The organism is Streptomyces sp. NPDC001315 (genome assembly GCF_042896175.1).
Lineage (GTDB): Bacteria > Actinomycetota > Actinomycetes > Streptomycetales > Streptomycetaceae > Streptomyces.
This window is the reverse complement of record NZ_JBIAWZ010000002.1, coordinates 128,146-145,641: the sequence shown is the minus strand read 5'-3', so window position 1 is coordinate 145,641 and position 17,496 is coordinate 128,146. Positions and strand designations below refer to the sequence as shown.

Below are 17,496 nucleotides of genomic sequence, written 5' to 3'. Positions count from 1 at the left end.
CATCCCCCGGACGTGAGCCGCACGCCGGAGATGCCGACGAAGACGTCAAGGAGGGCAGCCGTGGCCGCCGCCAGCACCCCCGATACGGCACCTGCCGCACCCGCCGCGAAGCGGGACCGCACGCAATACCTGTACATCGCCGTGATCGTCGCCGTGGCCCTCGGCATCGCCGTGGGCCTGATCTGGCCCGACGCCGGGGTCGAGCTCAAGCCGCTGGGCACGGGCTTCGTGAACCTGATCAAGATGATGATCTCGCCGATCATCTTCTGCACGATCGTGCTGGGGATCGGGTCCGTCCGCAAGGCCGCCAAGGTGGGAGCCGTCGGCGGTATCGCGCTCGGCTACTTCCTGGTGATGTCGCTCGTCGCGCTCGCCATCGGTCTTGTCGTGGGCAACATCCTGCACCCCGGTGACGGGCTGCACCTGACGGAGGCGCTCAAGCAGACCGGGCACGACCAGGTGTCCAGCGAGGCACTGCCGCCCGTCGAGTTCGTGCTGTCGATCATCCCGCTGACCTTCGTCTCCGCCTTCACCGAGGGGCAGGTGCTGCAGACCCTGCTCGTCGCGCTGCTCGCCGGATTCGCGCTCCAGGCGATGGGGCCGGTCGGCCAGCCGGTGCTGCGGGGCATCGAGCACATCCAGCGGCTCGTCTTCCGCATCCTCGCCATGGTGATGTGGGCCGCCCCGATCGGTGCCTTCGGCGCCATCGCCGCCGTGACCGGTTCGGCCGGTCTGGACGCGCTCAAGAGCCTCGCCGTGCTGATGCTCGGCTTCTACGTGACGTGCTTCCTGTTCGTCTTCATCGTGCTCGGCGCGCTGCTGCGAATCATCACCGGCCTGAACATCTTCTCGCTGTTCAAGTACCTGGCCCGGGAGTTCCTGCTGATCCTGTCCACCTCCTCCTCCGAGTCCGCGCTGCCGCGGCTCATCGCGAAGATGGAGCACCTGGGCGTCAGCAGGCCGGTGGTCGGCATCACCGTTCCGACCGGCTACTCCTTCAACCTCGACGGCACGATGATCTACATGACCATGGCGTCGCTGTACATCGCGGACGCTCTGGGTACGCCGATGTCGATCGGCGAGCAGATCCCGCTGCTGCTGTTCCTGCTCCTCGCCTCCAAGGGCGCGGCGGGCGTCAGCGGCGCCGGCCTGGCCACGCTGGCCGGTGGTCTGCAGTCCCACAAGCCCGCGCTGGTGGACGGCGTCGGCCTCATCGTCGGCATCGACCGCTTCATGAGCGAGGCCCGAGCCCTGACGAACTTCGCGGGGAACGCCGTCGCCACCGTTCTGATCGGCACCTGGACGAAGGAGATCGACAAGGGCCGCGTCCGGCAGGTGCTCGCCGGTGAGCTGCCCTTCGACGAGCGGACGCTGCTGGACGAGGGCGCCGCCGCCGACGACGCCGACGTGCCCGAGCCGCGCGAGGGCGGCGAGAAGGAACTGGCCAAGGCCTGAGGTCCCCGACGTCCGAGGCGCCCGCACTCCGGGTGCCCGGCCCGGCCTGAACCCGGCGCCGGGTGCCCGGCTCACGGACACCGGGCGGCTGAGCAGCTCCCCCGTGGCTCAGCCGCCCGGTTTCACACGTCCCGGACATTTCGCTGATCGAGCACCCCGAGATCACCGAGGTTCACCATGTCGTCGGCGAGGACCGCTGTGTCGATCGCGCTTTCCTCGCCGGTGCGGCGGAAGCCGCTGCTGTCACCGACACCGTCCGCCGAACGAGTGCTTGCCTTGACGTCGGCGTCAAGGCTTACGTTCGTACGCATGCGAATCGGCGAGCTGGCCGCACGGGCCGGAACCACCACGCGGACGCTGCGGTACTACGAGTCGCGAGGGCTGCTGCCCGCGCGGCGGGACGACCACGGGCACCGGTCCTACGACGAGCGGGATCTGAAGCTGCTGCGGCAGATCAGGACGTTGCAGGACTTCGGGTTCGATCTGGAGGAGACCCGGCCCTTCGTGGAGTGTCTGCGGGCCGGGCACCCCGAGGGTGACTCGTGCCCGGCGTCGCTCGCGGTCTACCGGCGCAAGCTGGACGAGCTCGACGCGCTGATCGGCGAGCTTCGCGCGGTGCGGGCGCAGGTCGGCGACCAGCTGGCGAAGGCCGAGCAGGCGCGGACCGAACTGGCAGCCGAGGCGCTGGTTCCGGGCGGTCCGGAACCCCGGTGCGAACTGGGAGGGCAGGAACGGTGATCAAGACGGACGGCGTGGCCGAGGTGACGGACGAGGACTTCGAGGCGGAGGTGATCGGCTCGGATCTGCCGGTGCTGGTGCAGTTCACGGCCGACTGGTGCGGGCCGTGCCGACAGCTGGGGCCGGTACTGAAGGACATCGCCTTCGAGGAGGGGGACCGGATCAGGATCGTCCAGCTGGACGTGGACCGGAACCCGCAGACCACCATCGCCTACGGCGTGCTGTCGACGCCCACGCTCATGGTGTTCCGCGACGGCGAGCCCGTGAAGTCGATGGTGGGCGCCCGGCCCAAGCGACGGCTGCTGGAGGAGCTGTCCGACGTGCTCGAGGCGGTCTGAACGCACGCAGTACACAAAAAATCCCCCGAGCAATTGCGCTCGGGGGATTTCTTTGCGTATATTCAATGATTCGCGACTTCAAGGGTATTGGGTCGCAAAGAAGTCCAGTGACCAGAGTATATCCGGGCGGGAGCGGAATTGTCAAACACCGGCTTTCCACACAGTGAAGACACCGAATTGCGGCGCGAGCAGGAATTCATCGACGGGCTGTACGCGCGCGTGGACGCCCTGCGTGGAGACACCGAGGCCGGCGTCACGGACGCGCTCGCACAGGGCAACACACCCATGCAGGCCCGGCTGGAGCGGGACATCCTGGTCGCCGAGCGCTCGGGGCTGCTCGCCGCGCTGAACGCCGTGGACGGTTCGCTCTGCTTCGGCCGTATCGACCTCTCCCCGACCCTCGACTCCGCTCGAGCGGGGGGACCCCCATCGATCACGAGCCACCACATCGGCCGTATCGGCCTGCGCACCGACGACGCGGAGCGCACGCCGATCCTGATCGACTGGCGTGCGGACGTCGCCCGGCCCTTCTACCTGGCCACCGGGCACACGCCGATGGGTCTGCGACGGCGCCGGCACCTCACCACCAGCGGCCGTACGGTGACCGCTCTGCACGACGAGATCCTCGACCTCGGGGACCAGGAGAGGACCGGCCACGAGGACCCGACCGGCGACGCCGTGCTGCTCGCCGCGCTCAACTCCGCGCGCACCGGCCGCATGAACGACATCGTGCAGACCATCCAGGCCGAGCAGGACGAGATCATCCGGGCGCCGCACCGCGGGGTGCTGGTCGTCGAGGGCGGCCCCGGTACCGGAAAGACGGCCGTGGCCCTGCACCGGGCCGCGTATCTGCTCTACGAACACCGGGAGCTGCTCGCCAAGCGCGCCGTCCTGATCGTCGGTCCCAACCCCGCCTTCCTCGGCTACATCGGCGAGGTGCTGCCCTCGCTCGGCGAGACGGGCGTGCTGCTGGCGACGGTCGGGGAGCTGTTCCCCGGCGTGCGGGCGACGGCGACCGACACCCGCGAGGCGGCCGCCGTGAAGGGCCGCGCCGACATGGCGGACGTCCTCGCCGAGGTCGTACGTGACTGGCAGGCGCTGCCCGACCCGGTGATCGCGATCGAGCACGACCGCGAGGTCCTGATGCTCGACGACGGCCTGGTGAAGGTCGCGCGCGAGCGCACCCGCTCCGCCGGACTGCCCCACAACGTGGCGCGTGAGCACTTCGAGGGCCACATCCTCAACACGCTCACCGACATGGTCGCCGAGCGCATCGGCACGGACCCGTTCGACGGCACGAACCTGCTGGACCCGAGCGACATCACACAGATCCGTGACGAGCTCGCCGAGAACCCCGAGGTCTGGGCCGCCATCGACCGGCTGTGGCCCCGCCTGACGCCGCAGCGTCTGGTCGCGGACTTCCTCGCCGACCCGGTGGGCCACCTCTCCGACGAGGACGCGAACGCCATCCGTCGCCCGGTGACGCGGGCGTGGACCGTCGCGGACGTCCCGCTGCTGGACGAGGCGGCCGAACTGCTCGGCGAGGACGAGCGGGTGGCGCGGGCCCGGGCGGAGCGCGAGCGGGAGACACAGGTCGCCTACGCGCAGGGCGTGCTCGACGTCTCGTACGCCTCACGCACCTACGAGTTCGAGGACATCGACGAGGAGGACTCCGAGGTCCTGTCCGCGCACGACATCATCGACGCCGAACGGTTCGCCGAGCGGCACGAGGAGGACGACCACCGCAGCGCCGCCGAGCGCGCGGCGGCCGACCGGACCTGGGCGTTCGGGCACATCATCGTCGACGAGGCGCAGGAGCTGTCGCCGATGGCGTGGCGACTGCTCATGCGGCGCAGTCCGACCCGCTCGATGACCCTGGTCGGCGACCCGGCGCAGACCGCGGAAGCGGCGGGCGTCGGCTCCTGGGCGAAGATCCTCCAGCCGTACGTGGAGGACCGCTGGGAGCACACCCGCCTCGGCGTCAACTACCGCACGCCCGCCGAGATCATGGAACTCGCGGCGGCCGTCGTCCGCGCCGAGAACCCCGACTTCGAACCGCCGAGTTCGGTCCGTTCGACGGGCGTACGGCCATGGGTGCGCGCCACCGACGACCTGCCCGGCGCGGTCGCCGAGGCGGTCGGGGAGCTGACCCCCGCCGAGGGGCGGCTCGCGGTCATCGCCCCGCGTCACCTGCACCGGAAGCTGGCCGCACGGCTGGACGGGGTGACGGTGGGCGCGGAGCCGGACCTGACGCGGAGCGTCGTACTCCTGGACCCGCGGCAGTCGAAGGGGCTCGAGTTCGACTCCGTGCTGGTGGTGGAGCCGGGGCTGTACGGCACCAGTGACCTGTACGTGGCGCTGACCCGGGCGACGCAGCGGCTGGGGGTGCTGCACAGCCGGGCACTGCCGAAGGCGCTGGCCGACGCGTGCGCGTGACCAGGGATTTCCGCCCCCGCCGACGCTACCCGTCCCGCCCCCAGGCCCCCGTTCGGCCCTGAACGGGCTGCGTCCTCGAACGCCGGACGGGCTGCGACAGCCCGTCCGGCGTTCGACGAGGTCAGGCCGGGCGCAGCCACACCGTCGCCAGCGGCGGCAGGGTCAGCCTGATGCCGGCCTGGCGGCCGTGCCAGGGCGTGGGTTCCGGTTTGACCGGGTCGGGATTGGTGACGTCGCTGCCGCCGTATGCCGCCGCGTCGGTGTTGAGGGTCTCGTGCCAGGCGGGGACGTCGTCGGGGACGCCGAGGCGGTAGTCGTGGCGGACCACGGGGGAGAAGTGGGAGACCGCGAGGAGGGGGACGCCGTCGGCGTCGTACCTCACGAAGGCCATGACATTGTCCTCGGCCGCGTCGCCGACGATCCACTGGAAGCCGTCGGGTTCGGTGTCGCGTTGCCAGAGGGCGGGCGTGTGGTGGTAGACGGTGTTGAGGTCGCGGACGAGATCGCGTACGCCGCGGTGGTCGGCCTCCGCCCCGTACGCCGGGTCGAGGAGCCACCAGTCGGGGCCGTGGGCCTCCGACCACTCCGCGCCCTGGGCGAACTCCTGACCCATGAAGAGGAGTTGCTTGCCGGGGTGGGCCCACATGAAGCCGAGGTAGGCGCGGAGGTCGGCGCGCCGCTGCCACCAGTCGCCCGGCATCTTCGACACCAGTGAGCGTTTGCCGTGCACGACCTCGTCGTGGGAGATGGGCAGGACGTAGTTCTCGCTGTAGGCGTACACCATCGAGAAGGTCATCTCGTTGTGGTGGTACTTGCGGTGCACCGGCTCGCGACTCATGTACTCCAGCGAGTCGTGCATCCAGCCCATGTTCCACTTCAGCCCGAAGCCCAGGCCGCCGAAGCCGCTCGGCCCCTTGTGATGGGTGGCGCGGGTGACGCCGTCCCAGGCCGTGGACTCCTCCGCGATCGTCACGACACCCGGTGCCCGCCGGTACACCGTCGCGTTCATCTCCTGGAGGAACGCCACCGCGTCCAGGTTCTCCCGGCCGCCGTGCTCGTTCGGGACCCACTGGCCCGGCTCGCGCGAGTAGTCGAGGTAGAGCATCGAGGCGACGGCGTCCACCCGCAGCCCGTCGATGTGGAACTCCTCGCACCAGTACACGGCGTTGGCGACCAGGAAGTTGCGCACCTCGCGACGCCCGAAGTCGAACTCCAGCGTGCCCCAGTCGGGGTGGGCGGAGCGGAGAGGGTCCTCGTGTTCGTACAGGGGGCGGCCGTCGAACTCGGCCAGCGCCCAGTCGTCGCGCGGGAAGTGCGCGGGGACCCAGTCCATGATCACGCCGATGCCGGCCCGGTGCAGTGCGTCGACGAGGAACTTGAAGTCGTCGGGCGTGCCCAGGCGGGCCGTGGGCGCGTAGAAGCCGGTGACCTGGTAGCCCCACGAGCCGCCGAAGGGGTGCTCGGCGACCGGCATCAGCTCGACGTGGGTGAAGCCGAGATCCCTGACGTACGCGGGGAGCTGGTCAGCCAGTTGGCGATAGGTCAGCCCCGGGCGCCAGGAGGGGAGATGGACCTCGTACACGGAGAACGGCGCCTCGTGCACCGGCGTGTCCCCGCGGTGCGCCAGCCACTGCTCGTCGCCCCACTCGTAGTGCGAGGCGTGCACGATCGAGGCCGTCTCGGGCGGGGTCTGGGTGCGGCGGGCCAGCGGATCGGCGCGCAGGGTCCGCGAACCGTCGGGCCGGGTGATCTCGAACTTGTACAGCTCGCCCTCGCCGATGCCCGGCACGAACAGTTCCCAGACGCCGGAGGAGCCCAGCGAACGCATCGGGTGTCCCGTGCCGTCCCAGAAGTTGAAGCTGCCCGTCACCCGCACCCCGCGCGCGTTCGGCGCCCACACCGTGAAGCGGGTGCCCGTCACGCCCTGGTGCGTCATCGGCTCGGCGCCGAGCGCCGTCCACAGCTGCTCGTGCCGGCCCTCGCCGATCAGGTGCAGGTCCAGCTCGCCCAGGGTCGGCAGGAATCGGTAGGCGTCCTCGGTGTCCTGGACCGTCCCCTCGTACGCCACCAGGAGGCGGTACTCGGGGACGTCGTTCAGGGGGAGCAGGCCTGAGAAGAACCCGTCCCCGTCGTCGTGCAGTTCGGCACGCAGGCTGCCGGCCACGACGGTCACGGACAGCGCGTACGGGCGGAAGGCGCGGAAGGCCACGCCACCGGGCACCGGGTGGGCGCCCAGGACGGAGTGCGGGGCGTGGTGGGTGCCGTGAAGGAGGCGTTCGCGGTCGCCCGCGTCGACGGCGGGGGAGACGGCCAAGGGCACGGGCCGGGGCGGCGCCGGCTCGGGCACCGGCGCGGACTGCGGGGGCAGCTTCTTGGGGGTGGCCCGCTTCAGGGCCTTCTTGGCCGCCTTTTCAGCCACGACTTTCGTGGTCGCTCCCTTCTTGGCGGCTGCTTGTTCGGCGGCTGCTTTCTTGGTGACCGGCTTCTTGGCCGCGGTCTTCTTCGCTGCCGCCTTCTTTGCCACGGCCTTCTTTGTCACCGCCTTCTTTGCCACCGCCTTCTTCGCTGTCGTCTTCTCCTCGGCCGTCTTCTTCGGATGCGAACCGTTGGACGGGGGGCTGGGGGTCACGGACGGAGCCTCCTGGGCGAGGGTGAGGTCAGGACAGGTCGGGCGCGGCGAGGCGGCGCACCGCGGACAGCGGGACCGGGAGCCAGTCGGGGCGGTGCCGGGCTTCGTAGAGGACCTCGTAGACCGCCTTGTCCGTCTCGTAGGCCCGCAGCAGTACGGGGTCGGTGCGCGGATCCGGGGCGCCGGTCTCGGCGTACCCGGTGCAGTAGGCGGACCGGCAGGCGTCCGCCCAGCCCGGCACGGTCGGGCTCACGGAGTGCTCGGCGTAGTCGAAGGAGCGCAGCATCCCCGCGACGTCCCGCACCGTGGGCTGCGGCATGCGCCGCTCGGCCAGCGGCTTGGCCGGCTCGCCCTCGAAGTCGATCAGCGACCACGCTCCCCCACCGCTGGACGCGTGGGAGGTGCCCCCGGACGGCGAGCGCAGACACTGCCCGAGGTGCAGGTCGCCGTGGATGCGCTGGGCGGTCCAGGCCCGGCCCTCCGCCGCCAGCTCGGCCAGCGTCTCGAAGGCGGTGCGCAGTCCAGGAGCGTACGGGCGCAGCGCGGGCACTGCCTGAGCGGCCGCGTCGAGGCGCTCGACCATGCCGTCGACCAGCGGCCGCAGCTGGGCGTGCCCCAGGGTCACCGTGGGCAGCGCGCGGGCGAGCGCCGTGTGCACCTCGGCCGTGGCGCGCCCCAGGGCCCGCGCCTCGGCGACGAAGTCCTCGCCCTTGGCCAGCTCGCGCAGCGCCAGTTCCCAGCCGTCCGAGGCGCCCTGCAGGAACGGCTGGAGCACACCCAGCACGTACGACTCCCCGGACAGCTCCGCCCGCAGCCACGCCGTGGGTGCCGGCACGCGCGCGCAGCCCTCGCGGGCCAGGGCCAGCGGCAGCTCCAGGTCCGGGTTGGTGCCGGGCACGACGCGGCGCAACAGCTTCAGGATGAACGTATCTCCGTAGACCACCGACGAGTTGGACTGCTCGGCGGTCATCACCCGTGATACCAGACCGCTCCGGATCTCCTGGCCGCGGTCCCGCTCGAAACGCAGCCCGCCGATGCGGGCCTGGGAGCGCAGGGCTTCCAGGAGCACATCGGCGGGCCGGGGGTCGTACAGGGCCTCGTACACCGTCCGTCCGGCGAGTGGCCCTTGGGTGACGTGGCCTATCAGCGCGGGCGCCAGCCGGGGCGGCAGCGCCTCGCGCGCGCCTATGAGGAGCTGGTAACAGTCACCGGGGTGGGCCGAGCCGCCCAGCACGGACGGCTGGTGGGCGCGCACCAGCAGGTGGTACAGGCCGAGCGTGCCGCCGGTCGGCAGCAGCTCGGTGGCCGCGACCAGCGAGAAACCGGTGACAGGGCGTCCCTTGCCCGCGAACCAGCGCTGCCGCGGCAGCCACTCCCGCAGCAGCGGAGCCAGGGACGCAAGGAGGCCGGGGCTTGTGGTGGCGGTGCGAGTGACGGCTTCCGACATGGGTCGCGTCCTTTCCCCGGTGGGTCGGGGTGTTACTGATGCGTGCCCCGGGCGGGGCGGGGGAAACCGCCCCGCCCGGGCTTCTAGGCGGCGTCCTTGCGAAGCCGGAACCAGTAGAAGCCGTGCCCGGTCAGGGTCAGCAGGTACGGCAGCTCACCGATGGCCGGGAAGCGCACCCCGCCGAACAGCTCGACCGGATGCCTCCCGCGGAACGCCCGCAGATCGAGCTCGGTCGGCTGTGCGAAGCGGGAGAAGTTGTGTACGCACAGGACGAGGTCGTCCTCGTATTCGCGCAGGAAGGCGAGGACGGCGGGGTTGGAAGACTGGAGTTCCGTGTAGGAGCCGAGTCCGAAGGCGGGGTTCTGCTTGCGGATCTCGATCATGCGGCGGGTCCAGTGCAGCAGGGACGACGGCGAGGACATGGAGGCCTCGACGTTGGTGACCTGGTAGCCGTAGACCGGGTCCATGATGGTGGGCAGGTACAGCCGTCCGGGGTCCGAGGACGAAAAGCCCGCGTTGCGGTCGGGGGTCCACTGCATCGGGGTGCGGACGGCGTCGCGGTCGCCGAGCCAGATGTTGTCGCCCATGCCGATCTCGTCGCCGTAGTAGAGGATCGGCGAGCCGGGCAGGGAGAGCAGCAGGGCGGTGAAGAGTTCGATCTGGTTGCGGTCGTTGTCCAGCAGCGGGGCGAGGCGGCGGCGGATGCCGATGTTGGCGCGCATGCGCGGGTCCTTGGCGTACTCCGCGTACATGTAGTCGCGTTCTTCGTCGGTGACCATTTCGAGGGTGAGCTCGTCGTGGTTGCGCAGGAAGATGCCCCACTGGCAGCCGGACGGAATCGCCGGCGTCTTGGCCAGGATTTCCGACACCGGATACCGGGACTCCCTGCGCACCGCCATGAAGATGCGTGGCATGACCGGGAAGTGGAACGCCATGTGGCACTCGTCGCCGCCGCCGGCGTAGTCGCCGAAGTAGTCGACGACGTCCTCGGGCCACTGGTTGGCCTCGGCGAGGATCACCGTGTCCGGATAGCTCGCGTCGATCTCCTTGCGCACCCGCTTGAGGAACTCGTGCGTCGCGGGAAGGTTCTCGCAGTTGGTGCCCTCCTGTGCGTACAGGTAGGGCACGGCGTCGAGGCGGAAGCCGTCGATGCCCAGGTCCAGCCAGAACCGCAACGCGGAGACGATCTCCTCCTGCACGGCCGGGTTCTCGTAGTTGAGGTCCGGCTGATGGGAGAAGAAGCGGTGGAAGAAGTACTGCTTGCGGACCGGGTCGAAGGTCCAGTTCGACACCTCGGTGTCGACGAAGATGATGCGGGCGTCCTGGTACTGCTTGTCGTCGTCGGCCCACATGTAGTAGTCGCCGTAGGGGCCGTCGGGGTCCTTCCTCGACTCCTGGAACCACGGATGCTGGTCGCTGGTGTGGTTCATGACGAAGTCGATGATGACGCGCATGCCGCGCTGGTGGGCGGCGTCGACGAACTCCACGAAGTCGGCGAGGTCGCCGAACTCGGGCAGGACGGCGGTGTAGTCGGAGACGTCGTAACCGCCGTCACGCAGGGGGGACTTGAAGAACGGCGGGAGCCACAGGCAGTCGACGCCCAGCCATTGCAGATAGTCGAGTTTGGCGGTCAGACCTTTCAGGTCGCCGATGCCGTCGCCGTTGCTGTCCTGGAAGGAACGGACGAGGACCTCGTAGAAGACGGCGCGTTTGAACCAATCCGGGTCCCGGTCCTTGGCGGGAGTGTCCTCGAACGTGTCCGGAACGGGCTCGTTGACGATCATTGTGTGGGTGACCCTCCGGTCTGCGGGGTGGACGGTCGCAGGACGGTGAATACGTGCGCGGGCCGGCTGCCCGGTTCCAGGCGCACGTAGTTGGTCCTGCCCCAGTGATAGATGTCGCCGGTGAGCTCGTCGCGCACCGGCACCGACTCGTGCCATTCGAGGCCGAGTTGCGGCATGTCCAACGAGACCGTGGCCTCCTGGGTGTGGTGGGGGTCGAGGTTGACGACCACCAGAACCGTGTTCGAACCGCTCCGCTTCGAGTACGCGATCACGGCGTCCTGGTCCGCGTGGTGGAAGTGGATGTCGCGCAGCCGGCGCAGGGCCGGGCTCCGGCGCCGGATGTCGTTGAGTCTGGTGACGAGGGGGGCGATGGTGCGGCCCTCGCGGGCGGCGGCTTCCCAGTCGCGGGAGCGGATCTGGTACTTCTCCGAGTCGAGGTACTCCTCGCTGCCCGGGCGCAGCGGGGTGTTCTCGCACAGTTCGTAGCCGCTGTAGATGCCCCAGGTGGGGGAGAGCGTCGCGGCCAGGACCGCGCGGATCTCGAAGGCGGGGCGGCCGCCGTGCTGGAGGTAGGCGTGCAGGATGTCGGGGGTGTTGGCGAAGAAGTTGGGCCGCATGTAGGCGGCCGACTCCCCGGACAGTTCGGTGAGGTACTCGGTGAGCTCCTGCTTGGTGTTGCGCCAGGTGAAGTAGGTGTAGGACTGCTGGAAGCCGATCTGGGCCAGGGTGCGCATCATCGCGGGGCGGGTGAACGCCTCGGCCAGGAAGATCACGTCGGGGTCGGTGCGGCCGACGTCCGCGATGACCCGCTCCCAGAAGACGACCGGCTTGGTGTGCGGGTTGTCCACGCGGAAGATCCGCACGCCGTGGTCCATCCAGTACCGCAGGATGCGTACGGTCTCTGCGACGAGGCCGTCCATGTCCGCGTCGAACGCGATGGGGTAGATGTCCTGGTACTTCTTCGGCGGGTTCTCCGCGTGAGCGATCGTGCCGTCGGGGCGGTGGTGGAACCACTCCGGGTGCTTCTCCACCCACGGGTGGTCCGGCGAGCACTGCAGGGCGAAGTCCAGCGCCACCTCCAGGCCCACCTCCGTGGCCTGGGCGACGAACCAGTCGAAGTCCTCGATCGTGCCGAGGTCGGGGTGGACCGCGTCGTGTCCGCCCTCCGGGGAGCCGATCGCCCAGGGCACCCCGACGTCCCCGGGTCCGGCGGACAGGGTGTTGTTGGCGCCCTTGCGGAAGGTGGTGCCGATGGGGTGGACCGGCGGCAGGTAGAGCACGTCGAAGCCCATGTCCGCGATGGCGGGCAGCCGGCGCGCCGCGGTGCGCAGGGTGCCGTGCGGCCGTGCCGGTGTGCCTTCCGAGCGGGGGAAGAACTCGTACCAGGCGCCGTACAGGGCCCGCTCCCGCTCCACCAGCAGCGGCAACGGCTGCGAGGCGGTGAGCAGTTCCCGCAGCGGATACCGGGCCAGGACCTCGTCCACCTCCGGCGTCAACGCCCCCGCCAGCCGGGACGCGGCCGGGCGGGTCTCGTCGCGGAGGGCGGCCACGGCGGCGCGCAGGACGGACCGTTTCCCGCCGCCCTTCGGCACTCCGGCGGCCGCCCGTTCGTACAGCCGCGCGCCCTCCTCCAGGACCAGGCCCGTGTCGATCCCCGCCGGGATCTTGATGCGTGCGTGCTGCCGCCAGGTGGTGACCGGATCTCCCCACGCCTCGACCGTGTAGGTCCAGCGGCCGGGTGCGCCGGCGGTGACGGTGGCTCCCCAGCGGTCGGTGCCCGGGGCGAGTTCGCGCATCGGGGTCCAGGGGCCGGGGCGGCCGTCGGGATCCTTCAGTACGACATTGGCGGCGACGGCGTCATGGCCCTCGCGGAACACAGTGGCCGAGACCTCGAACGACTCGCCGGTCACGGCCTTGGCGGGCCGCCGGCCGTTCTGGACGATCGGCCGGACGTCCAGAACGGGTATGCGCCCGACGACGGCGGCGTCGCCCGCGGAGGATGGCTCCGGGGCCGGCGGACCAACGTCGGCGGGGCGCACGGGGGGTGCGTCGGTACGGGGTGTCGGGGGTGCTGACGAGTGGTGCGTGGCGGGCATGACCGCTCCTGTCCGCGTCAACGTGGGTGGGCGGATGGCTGTGGGGAGGTGGGTCCTGCGTCGGTCCACCTGGGGTCTACCTGCGTGGTGTACCTGGGTGTTCCAGAGGGGTGTTCCTGACGGGGTGTACCTGAGGGTGTACCGAGGAAGCCTTCCCACCCTATTCGAGTGCGCAATCCGGCACTTTGTTAACTACTCACGCGTATGTCTACACGCAAGACCGGCCCCGTTCGAGAGGAACGGGGCCGGTGCCGGGACTTGGCCATCACGAGCGGGGGACTCTGCCAGGACCGGTCCCGGGATCCGTCATCAAGAGGGCGGCACTTGAAGGATTTTGTCCGGCGAGCCGAGCCCCCGGCCGGACACCCTGCCGTTGGCCGCCTGCGCGACCAGCGCCTTGGCGACCTGAGCGGGCGTGGCCCTCGCATGGTTGGCCAGATAGAGCGCGGCCGTGCCCGCCGCGTGCGGCGCCGCCATCGACGTTCCGGAGTACGTCGCCCTGCCGGTGTCGCTCGCGTTGGACGCCGACGTGATCGACACGCCCGGCGCGAACAGGTCGAGAGCCGAGCCGAAGTTGGAGAAGGCGGCCCGGGCATCCCTGTTGTCGGTCGCGCCGACCGTGACGGCCTCCTTCACGTCCGCGGGCGAGTACAGGGCGGCCGCGAGACCGTCGTTGCCCGCCGCGACCGTATACGTGACGCCGGAGGCGATGGAAGCGCGTACGGCAGAGTCGAGCTGGGCGTTGTGAAAGCCGCCCAGGCTGAGGTTGGCGACCGCCGGCTTCTTCGCGTGCTTGGTGACCCAGTCGATGCCCGCGATGACCTGGGCCGTGGTGCCGGCCCCCTCGTCGTCGAGCACCCTTACGGCGACCACCTCGGCCTTCTTGGCGACGCCGTAGCCCGTGCCGGCGATGGTGCCGGCGACGTGCGTGCCGTGGCCGTTGCCGTCCGCGGCCGTGCGGTCGTTGCCGACGAAGTCCCAGCCGTAGCTCGCGCGCCCGCCGAAGTCCTTGTGCGTGATCCGGATACCGGTGTCGATCACGTACACCGTCACGCCGACCCCCGCCGACTCCGGCCAGGTGTAGCTCTTGTCCAGCGGCAGATTCGGCTGGTCGAGACGGTCCAGGCCCCAGGACGGCGGGGTCTTCTGAGTGTGGTCCAGGGTCACGCGGGTGTCCTGGACGACCGAGGCGACGCGGGAGTCGGCCGCGAGGAGCCTCGCCTGTCTCTCGTCGGCCCGGATGGCGTAACCGTTCAGAGCCGTGCCGTAGGTGTGGCTGATTCTCGCCCCGTACCTCTCGGCGACGTCCTTACCGGCCGCCGACGGGGCCTTCGTTCCCCCCTTCAGTGCCACCAGGTAGCTTCCGCTGACGGAGCCGGGTTCTCCGGCGCCGAGTATCAGCCCCTCCGGTGCGGCGTGCGCGGGCAGGGTGATGGCCGAAAGCACCGCGGCCGTGGTGACCGCGATCAGGCCCGCCCCCCAGCGCAGACGCCGTGTTCGCGTCCGTGCCATGGTCCGAGTTCCCCTCCTCGACTCGGCATACGGCAGCCGCCGCGCGGGGTGCACCCCACGCCGGCCGGTACGCCACTGGCAGCCTTTCGCGCCGCGTGAAGCACCACAAGAAGGCCTACGGGGGTGGAATCGGCCATATCGGCCGGGTGCGTCTGTTCGGGCCGAAACGGGGGGTCTGCGGGCGTAGCCCCCAGCGACGGCGACACCAACGCCGGTACCGTCGAGAGCGACGACGAGACGCACACCGCCGTGCGTCCGCACAGCGACTTGCGCCGAGGTGGAATGTGAAGGCGATCCGTCGATTCACCGTCCGTCCCGTTCTCCCCGACTCCCTCCGGCCGCTCAGCGATCTGGCCCGTAACCTGCGCTGGTCCTGGCATGCGGAGACCCGCGACCTCTTCCAGTCCGTCGACCCCGAGTGCTGGGCCGCCTGCGGCGGTGACCCCGTACGACTCCTGGGCAGCGTGCCGCCCGCGCGGCTCACGGAGCTGGCCGACGACCGCCGTTTCCTGCGCCGCCTCACCGCGGCCGCGGGCGACCTCAACGACTATGTGACCGGCGCCCGCTGGTACCAGACGCAGTCCGCGGACCTCCCGGCCGCGGTCGCCTACTTCTCCCCCGAGTTCGGCATCACCGCCGCCCTGCCCCAGTACTCCGGCGGCCTCGGCATCCTCGCCGGCGACCATCTGAAGGCGGCCAGCGACCTCGGTGTACCGCTCGTCGGGGTGGGGCTGCTCTACCGGCACGGCTACTTCCGTCAGAGCCTCTCCCGGGACGGCTGGCAGCAGGAGCACTACCCGGTCCTCGACCCCAACGAGCTGCCCGTCGCCCTGCTGAAGGAGGCCGACGGCACCGCGGCGCAGGTCTCCCTCGCCCTGCCCGGCGGCAGGTCCCTGCGCGCCCGGATCTGGCTGGCCCAGGTCGGCCGGGTGCCGCTGCTGATGCTCGACTCGGACGTCGAGGACAACGACCTCGGCGAACGCGGCGTGACCGACCGGCTCTACGGCGGCGGCAGCGAGCACCGGCTGCTCCAGGAGATGCTGCTCGGTATAGGAGGTGTCCGGGCGGTACGCACGTACTGCCGCCTGACCGGCCACCCCGAACCGGAGGTGTTCCACACCAACGAGGGTCACGCGGGCTTCCTCGGTCTGGAGCGCATCGCGGAACTGGGCGAGCGGGGCCTGGACTTCGACGCGGCCCTGGAGGCGGTCCGCGCGGGGACCGTCTTCACCACCCACACCCCCGTCCCGGCCGGCATCGACCGCTTCGACCGCGAGCTGGTCGCCCGCCACTTCGGGCCCGAAGCGGAACTCCCGCACATCGATGTCGAACGTGTGCTGCGGCTCGGCATGGAGACCTACCCCGGAGGCGAGCCCAACCTCTTCAACATGGCCGTGATGGGCCTGCGCCTGGCCCAGCGCGCCAACGGCGTGTCGCTGCTGCACGGCCAGGTCAGCCGGGAGATGTTCGCCGGCCTGTGGCCCGGATTCGACCCCGAGGAGGTGCCGATCACCTCCGTGACGAACGGCGTGCACGCCCCGACCTGGGTGGCCCCGGAGGTCCTCCGGCTCGGCGCCCGCCAGATCGGCCCCCAGCGTACCGAGGACGCGCTGACCGTCGGCGGTTCGGACCGCTGGGACGCGGTCGGCGACATCCCGGACCAGGACATCTGGGAGCTGCGCCGGGAACTGCGCGAGCAGTTGGTGGTGGAGGTGCGGGAACGGCTGCGGGCCTCCTGGCGGCAGCGCGGCGCCGGTGCGGCCGAGCTCGGCTGGATCGACGGGGTGCTCGACCCGGACGTCCTCACCATCGGTTTCGCGCGCCGGGTCCCGTCGTACAAGCGGCTGACGCTGATGCTGCGTGACCGCGACCGTCTGATGGACCTGCTGCTGCACCCCGAGCACCCCCTCCAGATCGTGGTCGCGGGCAAGGCGCATCCGGCGGACGACGGCGGCAAGCGGCTCGTCCAGGAGCTGGTGCGGTTCGCCGACGACCCGCGGGTGCGCCACCGGATCGTGTTCCTGCCGGACTACGGCATGGCGATGGCGCAGAAGCTCTACCCGGGCTGCGACATCTGGCTGAACAACCCGCTCAGGCCCCTGGAGGCCTGCGGCACCTCCGGCATGAAGGCGGCCCTCAACGGCTGCCTCAACCTCTCCGTGCTGGACGGCTGGTGGGACGAGTGGTTCCAGCCGGACTTCGGCTGGGCGATCCCCACGGCGGACGGCTCCGGCACCGACGTCGACCGCCGCGACGACATCGAGGCGGCCGCCCTCTACGACCTCCTCGAACAGCGGGTGGCGCCCCGCTTCTACGAGCGGGGCCGGCACGGTCTGCCCGACCGCTGGATCGAGATGGTCCGCCAGACCCTGACCCTGCTCGGCCCGAAGGTGCTGGCGGGCCGCATGGTCCGCGAGTACGTCGAACGCCTCTACACCCCCGCCTCCCACGCCCACCGCTCGATGACCCCGGCCGCCGCCGGCGAACTCGCCGCGTGGAAGGCCCGGGTGCGCGCCGCCTGGCACGGCGTGAGCGTCGACCATGTGGAGACCGCCACCGCCACGGCCACCGCCGAGCTCGGCACCACCCTCGTCCTGCGGGTGCGCGTCGCCCTGGGCGAGCTCGGCACCGACGACGTCGAGGTGCAGGCGGTCTCGGGCCGCGTGGACTCCGAGGACCGCATCACGGACGCGGCGACGGTCCCGCTGAAGCCGACGGGCGGGCCGGACCTGGAGGGGCGGTGGATGTACGAGGGGCCGCTGTCGCTGGACCGAACGGGGCCCTACGGCTACACGGTCCGCATCCTTCCCGCCCACCGACTCCTGGCATCCGGCGCGGAGTTGGGGTTGCTGGCGGTTCCGTCGGAGGAATCCGTGGAGGCGGCGGGAGTGCTGATGCGATAGCGGTTTGAGGTGGCGGACACCAGGAGTCCGTCCGCGCAATGACAAACGTTCATCTGTGATGTTAATCACTCCCCGGGCTTTGTGGGTTCATGGGAGACCGGTGAACGTTTGCCTGTTTTGCGCAGTCTGGACGGCCGTACAGGCCCCCCCTAGATTCC

General features: G+C 70.5%; 11 protein-coding genes. 5 read left to right on the top strand and 6 right to left on the bottom strand.

Annotated elements, in window-relative coordinates:
* The first annotated feature begins 30 nt into the window (after positions 1-30).
* On the top strand, positions 31-1,455 hold the full coding sequence (locus tag ACFY16_RS07750; protein WP_390646683.1) for a cation:dicarboxylate symporter family transporter: 1,425 nt from the start codon (positions 31-33) through the stop codon (positions 1,453-1,455).
* A gap of 122 nt (positions 1,456-1,577) precedes the next feature.
* Here ACFY16_RS07750 and ACFY16_RS07745 read toward each other — a convergent pair whose 3' ends face one another.
* Positions 1,578-1,766 (bottom strand): hypothetical protein, encoded by a 189-nt coding sequence (locus tag ACFY16_RS07745; protein WP_390646220.1) that lies wholly within the window; start codon positions 1,764-1,766, stop codon positions 1,578-1,580.
* Here ACFY16_RS07745 and ACFY16_RS07740 point away from each other — a divergent pair.
* The 3 genes from ACFY16_RS07740 to ACFY16_RS07730 all read left to right on the top strand — a co-directional run bounded on the left by ACFY16_RS07740 (position 1,765) and on the right by ACFY16_RS07730 (position 4,967).
* Positions 1,765-2,193 (top strand): MerR family transcriptional regulator, encoded by a 429-nt coding sequence (locus tag ACFY16_RS07740; RefSeq protein WP_351144806.1) that lies wholly within the window; start codon positions 1,765-1,767, stop codon positions 2,191-2,193. The two genes, ACFY16_RS07745 and ACFY16_RS07740, sit on opposite strands and share 2 nt — an antisense overlap.
* A complete protein-coding gene (trxA, locus tag ACFY16_RS07735; protein ID WP_390646219.1) occupies positions 2,190-2,531 on the top strand; it encodes a thioredoxin in 342 nt (113 codons plus the stop codon). The genes ACFY16_RS07740 and trxA overlap by 4 nt, the downstream gene beginning before the upstream one ends.
* Positions 2,532-2,708: 177 nt before the next feature.
* On the top strand, positions 2,709-4,967 hold the full coding sequence (locus tag ACFY16_RS07730) for a HelD family protein (RefSeq protein ID WP_390646218.1): 2,259 nt from the start codon (positions 2,709-2,711) through the stop codon (positions 4,965-4,967).
* Positions 4,968-5,088: 121 nt separating this feature from the next.
* On the opposite strand, the gene glgB is transcribed toward ACFY16_RS07730, so the two are convergent.
* From glgB to ACFY16_RS07705, 5 genes are all read right to left on the bottom strand, one after another.
* On the bottom strand, positions 5,089-7,596 hold the full coding sequence (gene glgB, locus ACFY16_RS07725; protein WP_390646217.1) for a 1,4-alpha-glucan branching enzyme: 2,508 nt from the start codon (positions 7,594-7,596) through the stop codon (positions 5,089-5,091).
* Between the two features lie 28 nt (positions 7,597-7,624).
* Positions 7,625-9,043 (bottom strand): maltokinase, encoded by a 1,419-nt coding sequence (locus tag ACFY16_RS07720; protein WP_390646216.1) that lies wholly within the window; start codon positions 9,041-9,043, stop codon positions 7,625-7,627.
* An 83-nt stretch (positions 9,044-9,126) separates the two neighbouring features.
* Positions 9,127-10,827: a maltose alpha-D-glucosyltransferase gene (gene treS / locus ACFY16_RS07715; RefSeq protein WP_390646215.1), complete on the bottom strand. Its 1,701-nt coding sequence runs from the start codon at positions 10,825-10,827 to the stop codon at positions 9,127-9,129.
* Positions 10,824-12,923, bottom strand: a complete 2,100-nt coding sequence (locus ACFY16_RS07710; RefSeq protein ID WP_390646214.1) for a maltotransferase domain-containing protein — start codon at positions 12,921-12,923, stop codon at positions 10,824-10,826. Before ACFY16_RS07710 ends, treS begins: the two co-directional genes overlap by 4 nt.
* A 309-nt stretch (positions 12,924-13,232) precedes the next feature.
* Positions 13,233-14,435, bottom strand: a complete 1,203-nt coding sequence (locus ACFY16_RS07705; protein WP_390646213.1) for a S8 family peptidase — start codon at positions 14,433-14,435, stop codon at positions 13,233-13,235.
* Between the two features lie 284 nt (positions 14,436-14,719).
* On the opposite strand from ACFY16_RS07705, the gene ACFY16_RS07700 reads away from it, so the two are divergent.
* Positions 14,720-17,338 (top strand): glycosyltransferase family 1 protein, encoded by a 2,619-nt coding sequence (locus ACFY16_RS07700; protein ID WP_390646212.1) that lies wholly within the window; start codon positions 14,720-14,722, stop codon positions 17,336-17,338.
* The last annotated feature ends 158 nt before the right edge of the window (positions 17,339-17,496 follow it).

Coding starts and splice junctions, on each gene's coding strand:
- ACFY16_RS07750 (WP_390646683.1), top strand. CDS start 31: ATGCCGACGAAGACGTCAAGGAGGGCAGCCGTGGCCGCCGCCAGCACC.
- ACFY16_RS07740 (WP_351144806.1), top strand. CDS start 1,765: ATGCGAATCGGCGAGCTGGCCGCACGGGCCGGAACCACCACGCGGACG.
- ACFY16_RS07745 (WP_390646220.1), bottom strand. CDS start 1,766: ATGCGTACGAACGTAAGCCTTGACGCCGACGTCAAGGCAAGCACTCGT.
- ACFY16_RS07720 (WP_390646216.1), bottom strand. CDS start 9,043: ATGTCGGAAGCCGTCACTCGCACCGCCACCACAAGCCCCGGCCTCCTT.
- treS (WP_390646215.1), bottom strand. CDS start 10,827: ATGATCGTCAACGAGCCCGTTCCGGACACGTTCGAGGACACTCCCGCC.
- ACFY16_RS07710 (WP_390646214.1), bottom strand. CDS start 12,923: ATGCCCGCCACGCACCACTCGTCAGCACCCCCGACACCCCGTACCGAC.
- ACFY16_RS07705 (WP_390646213.1), bottom strand. CDS start 14,435: ATGGCACGGACGCGAACACGGCGTCTGCGCTGGGGGGCGGGCCTGATC.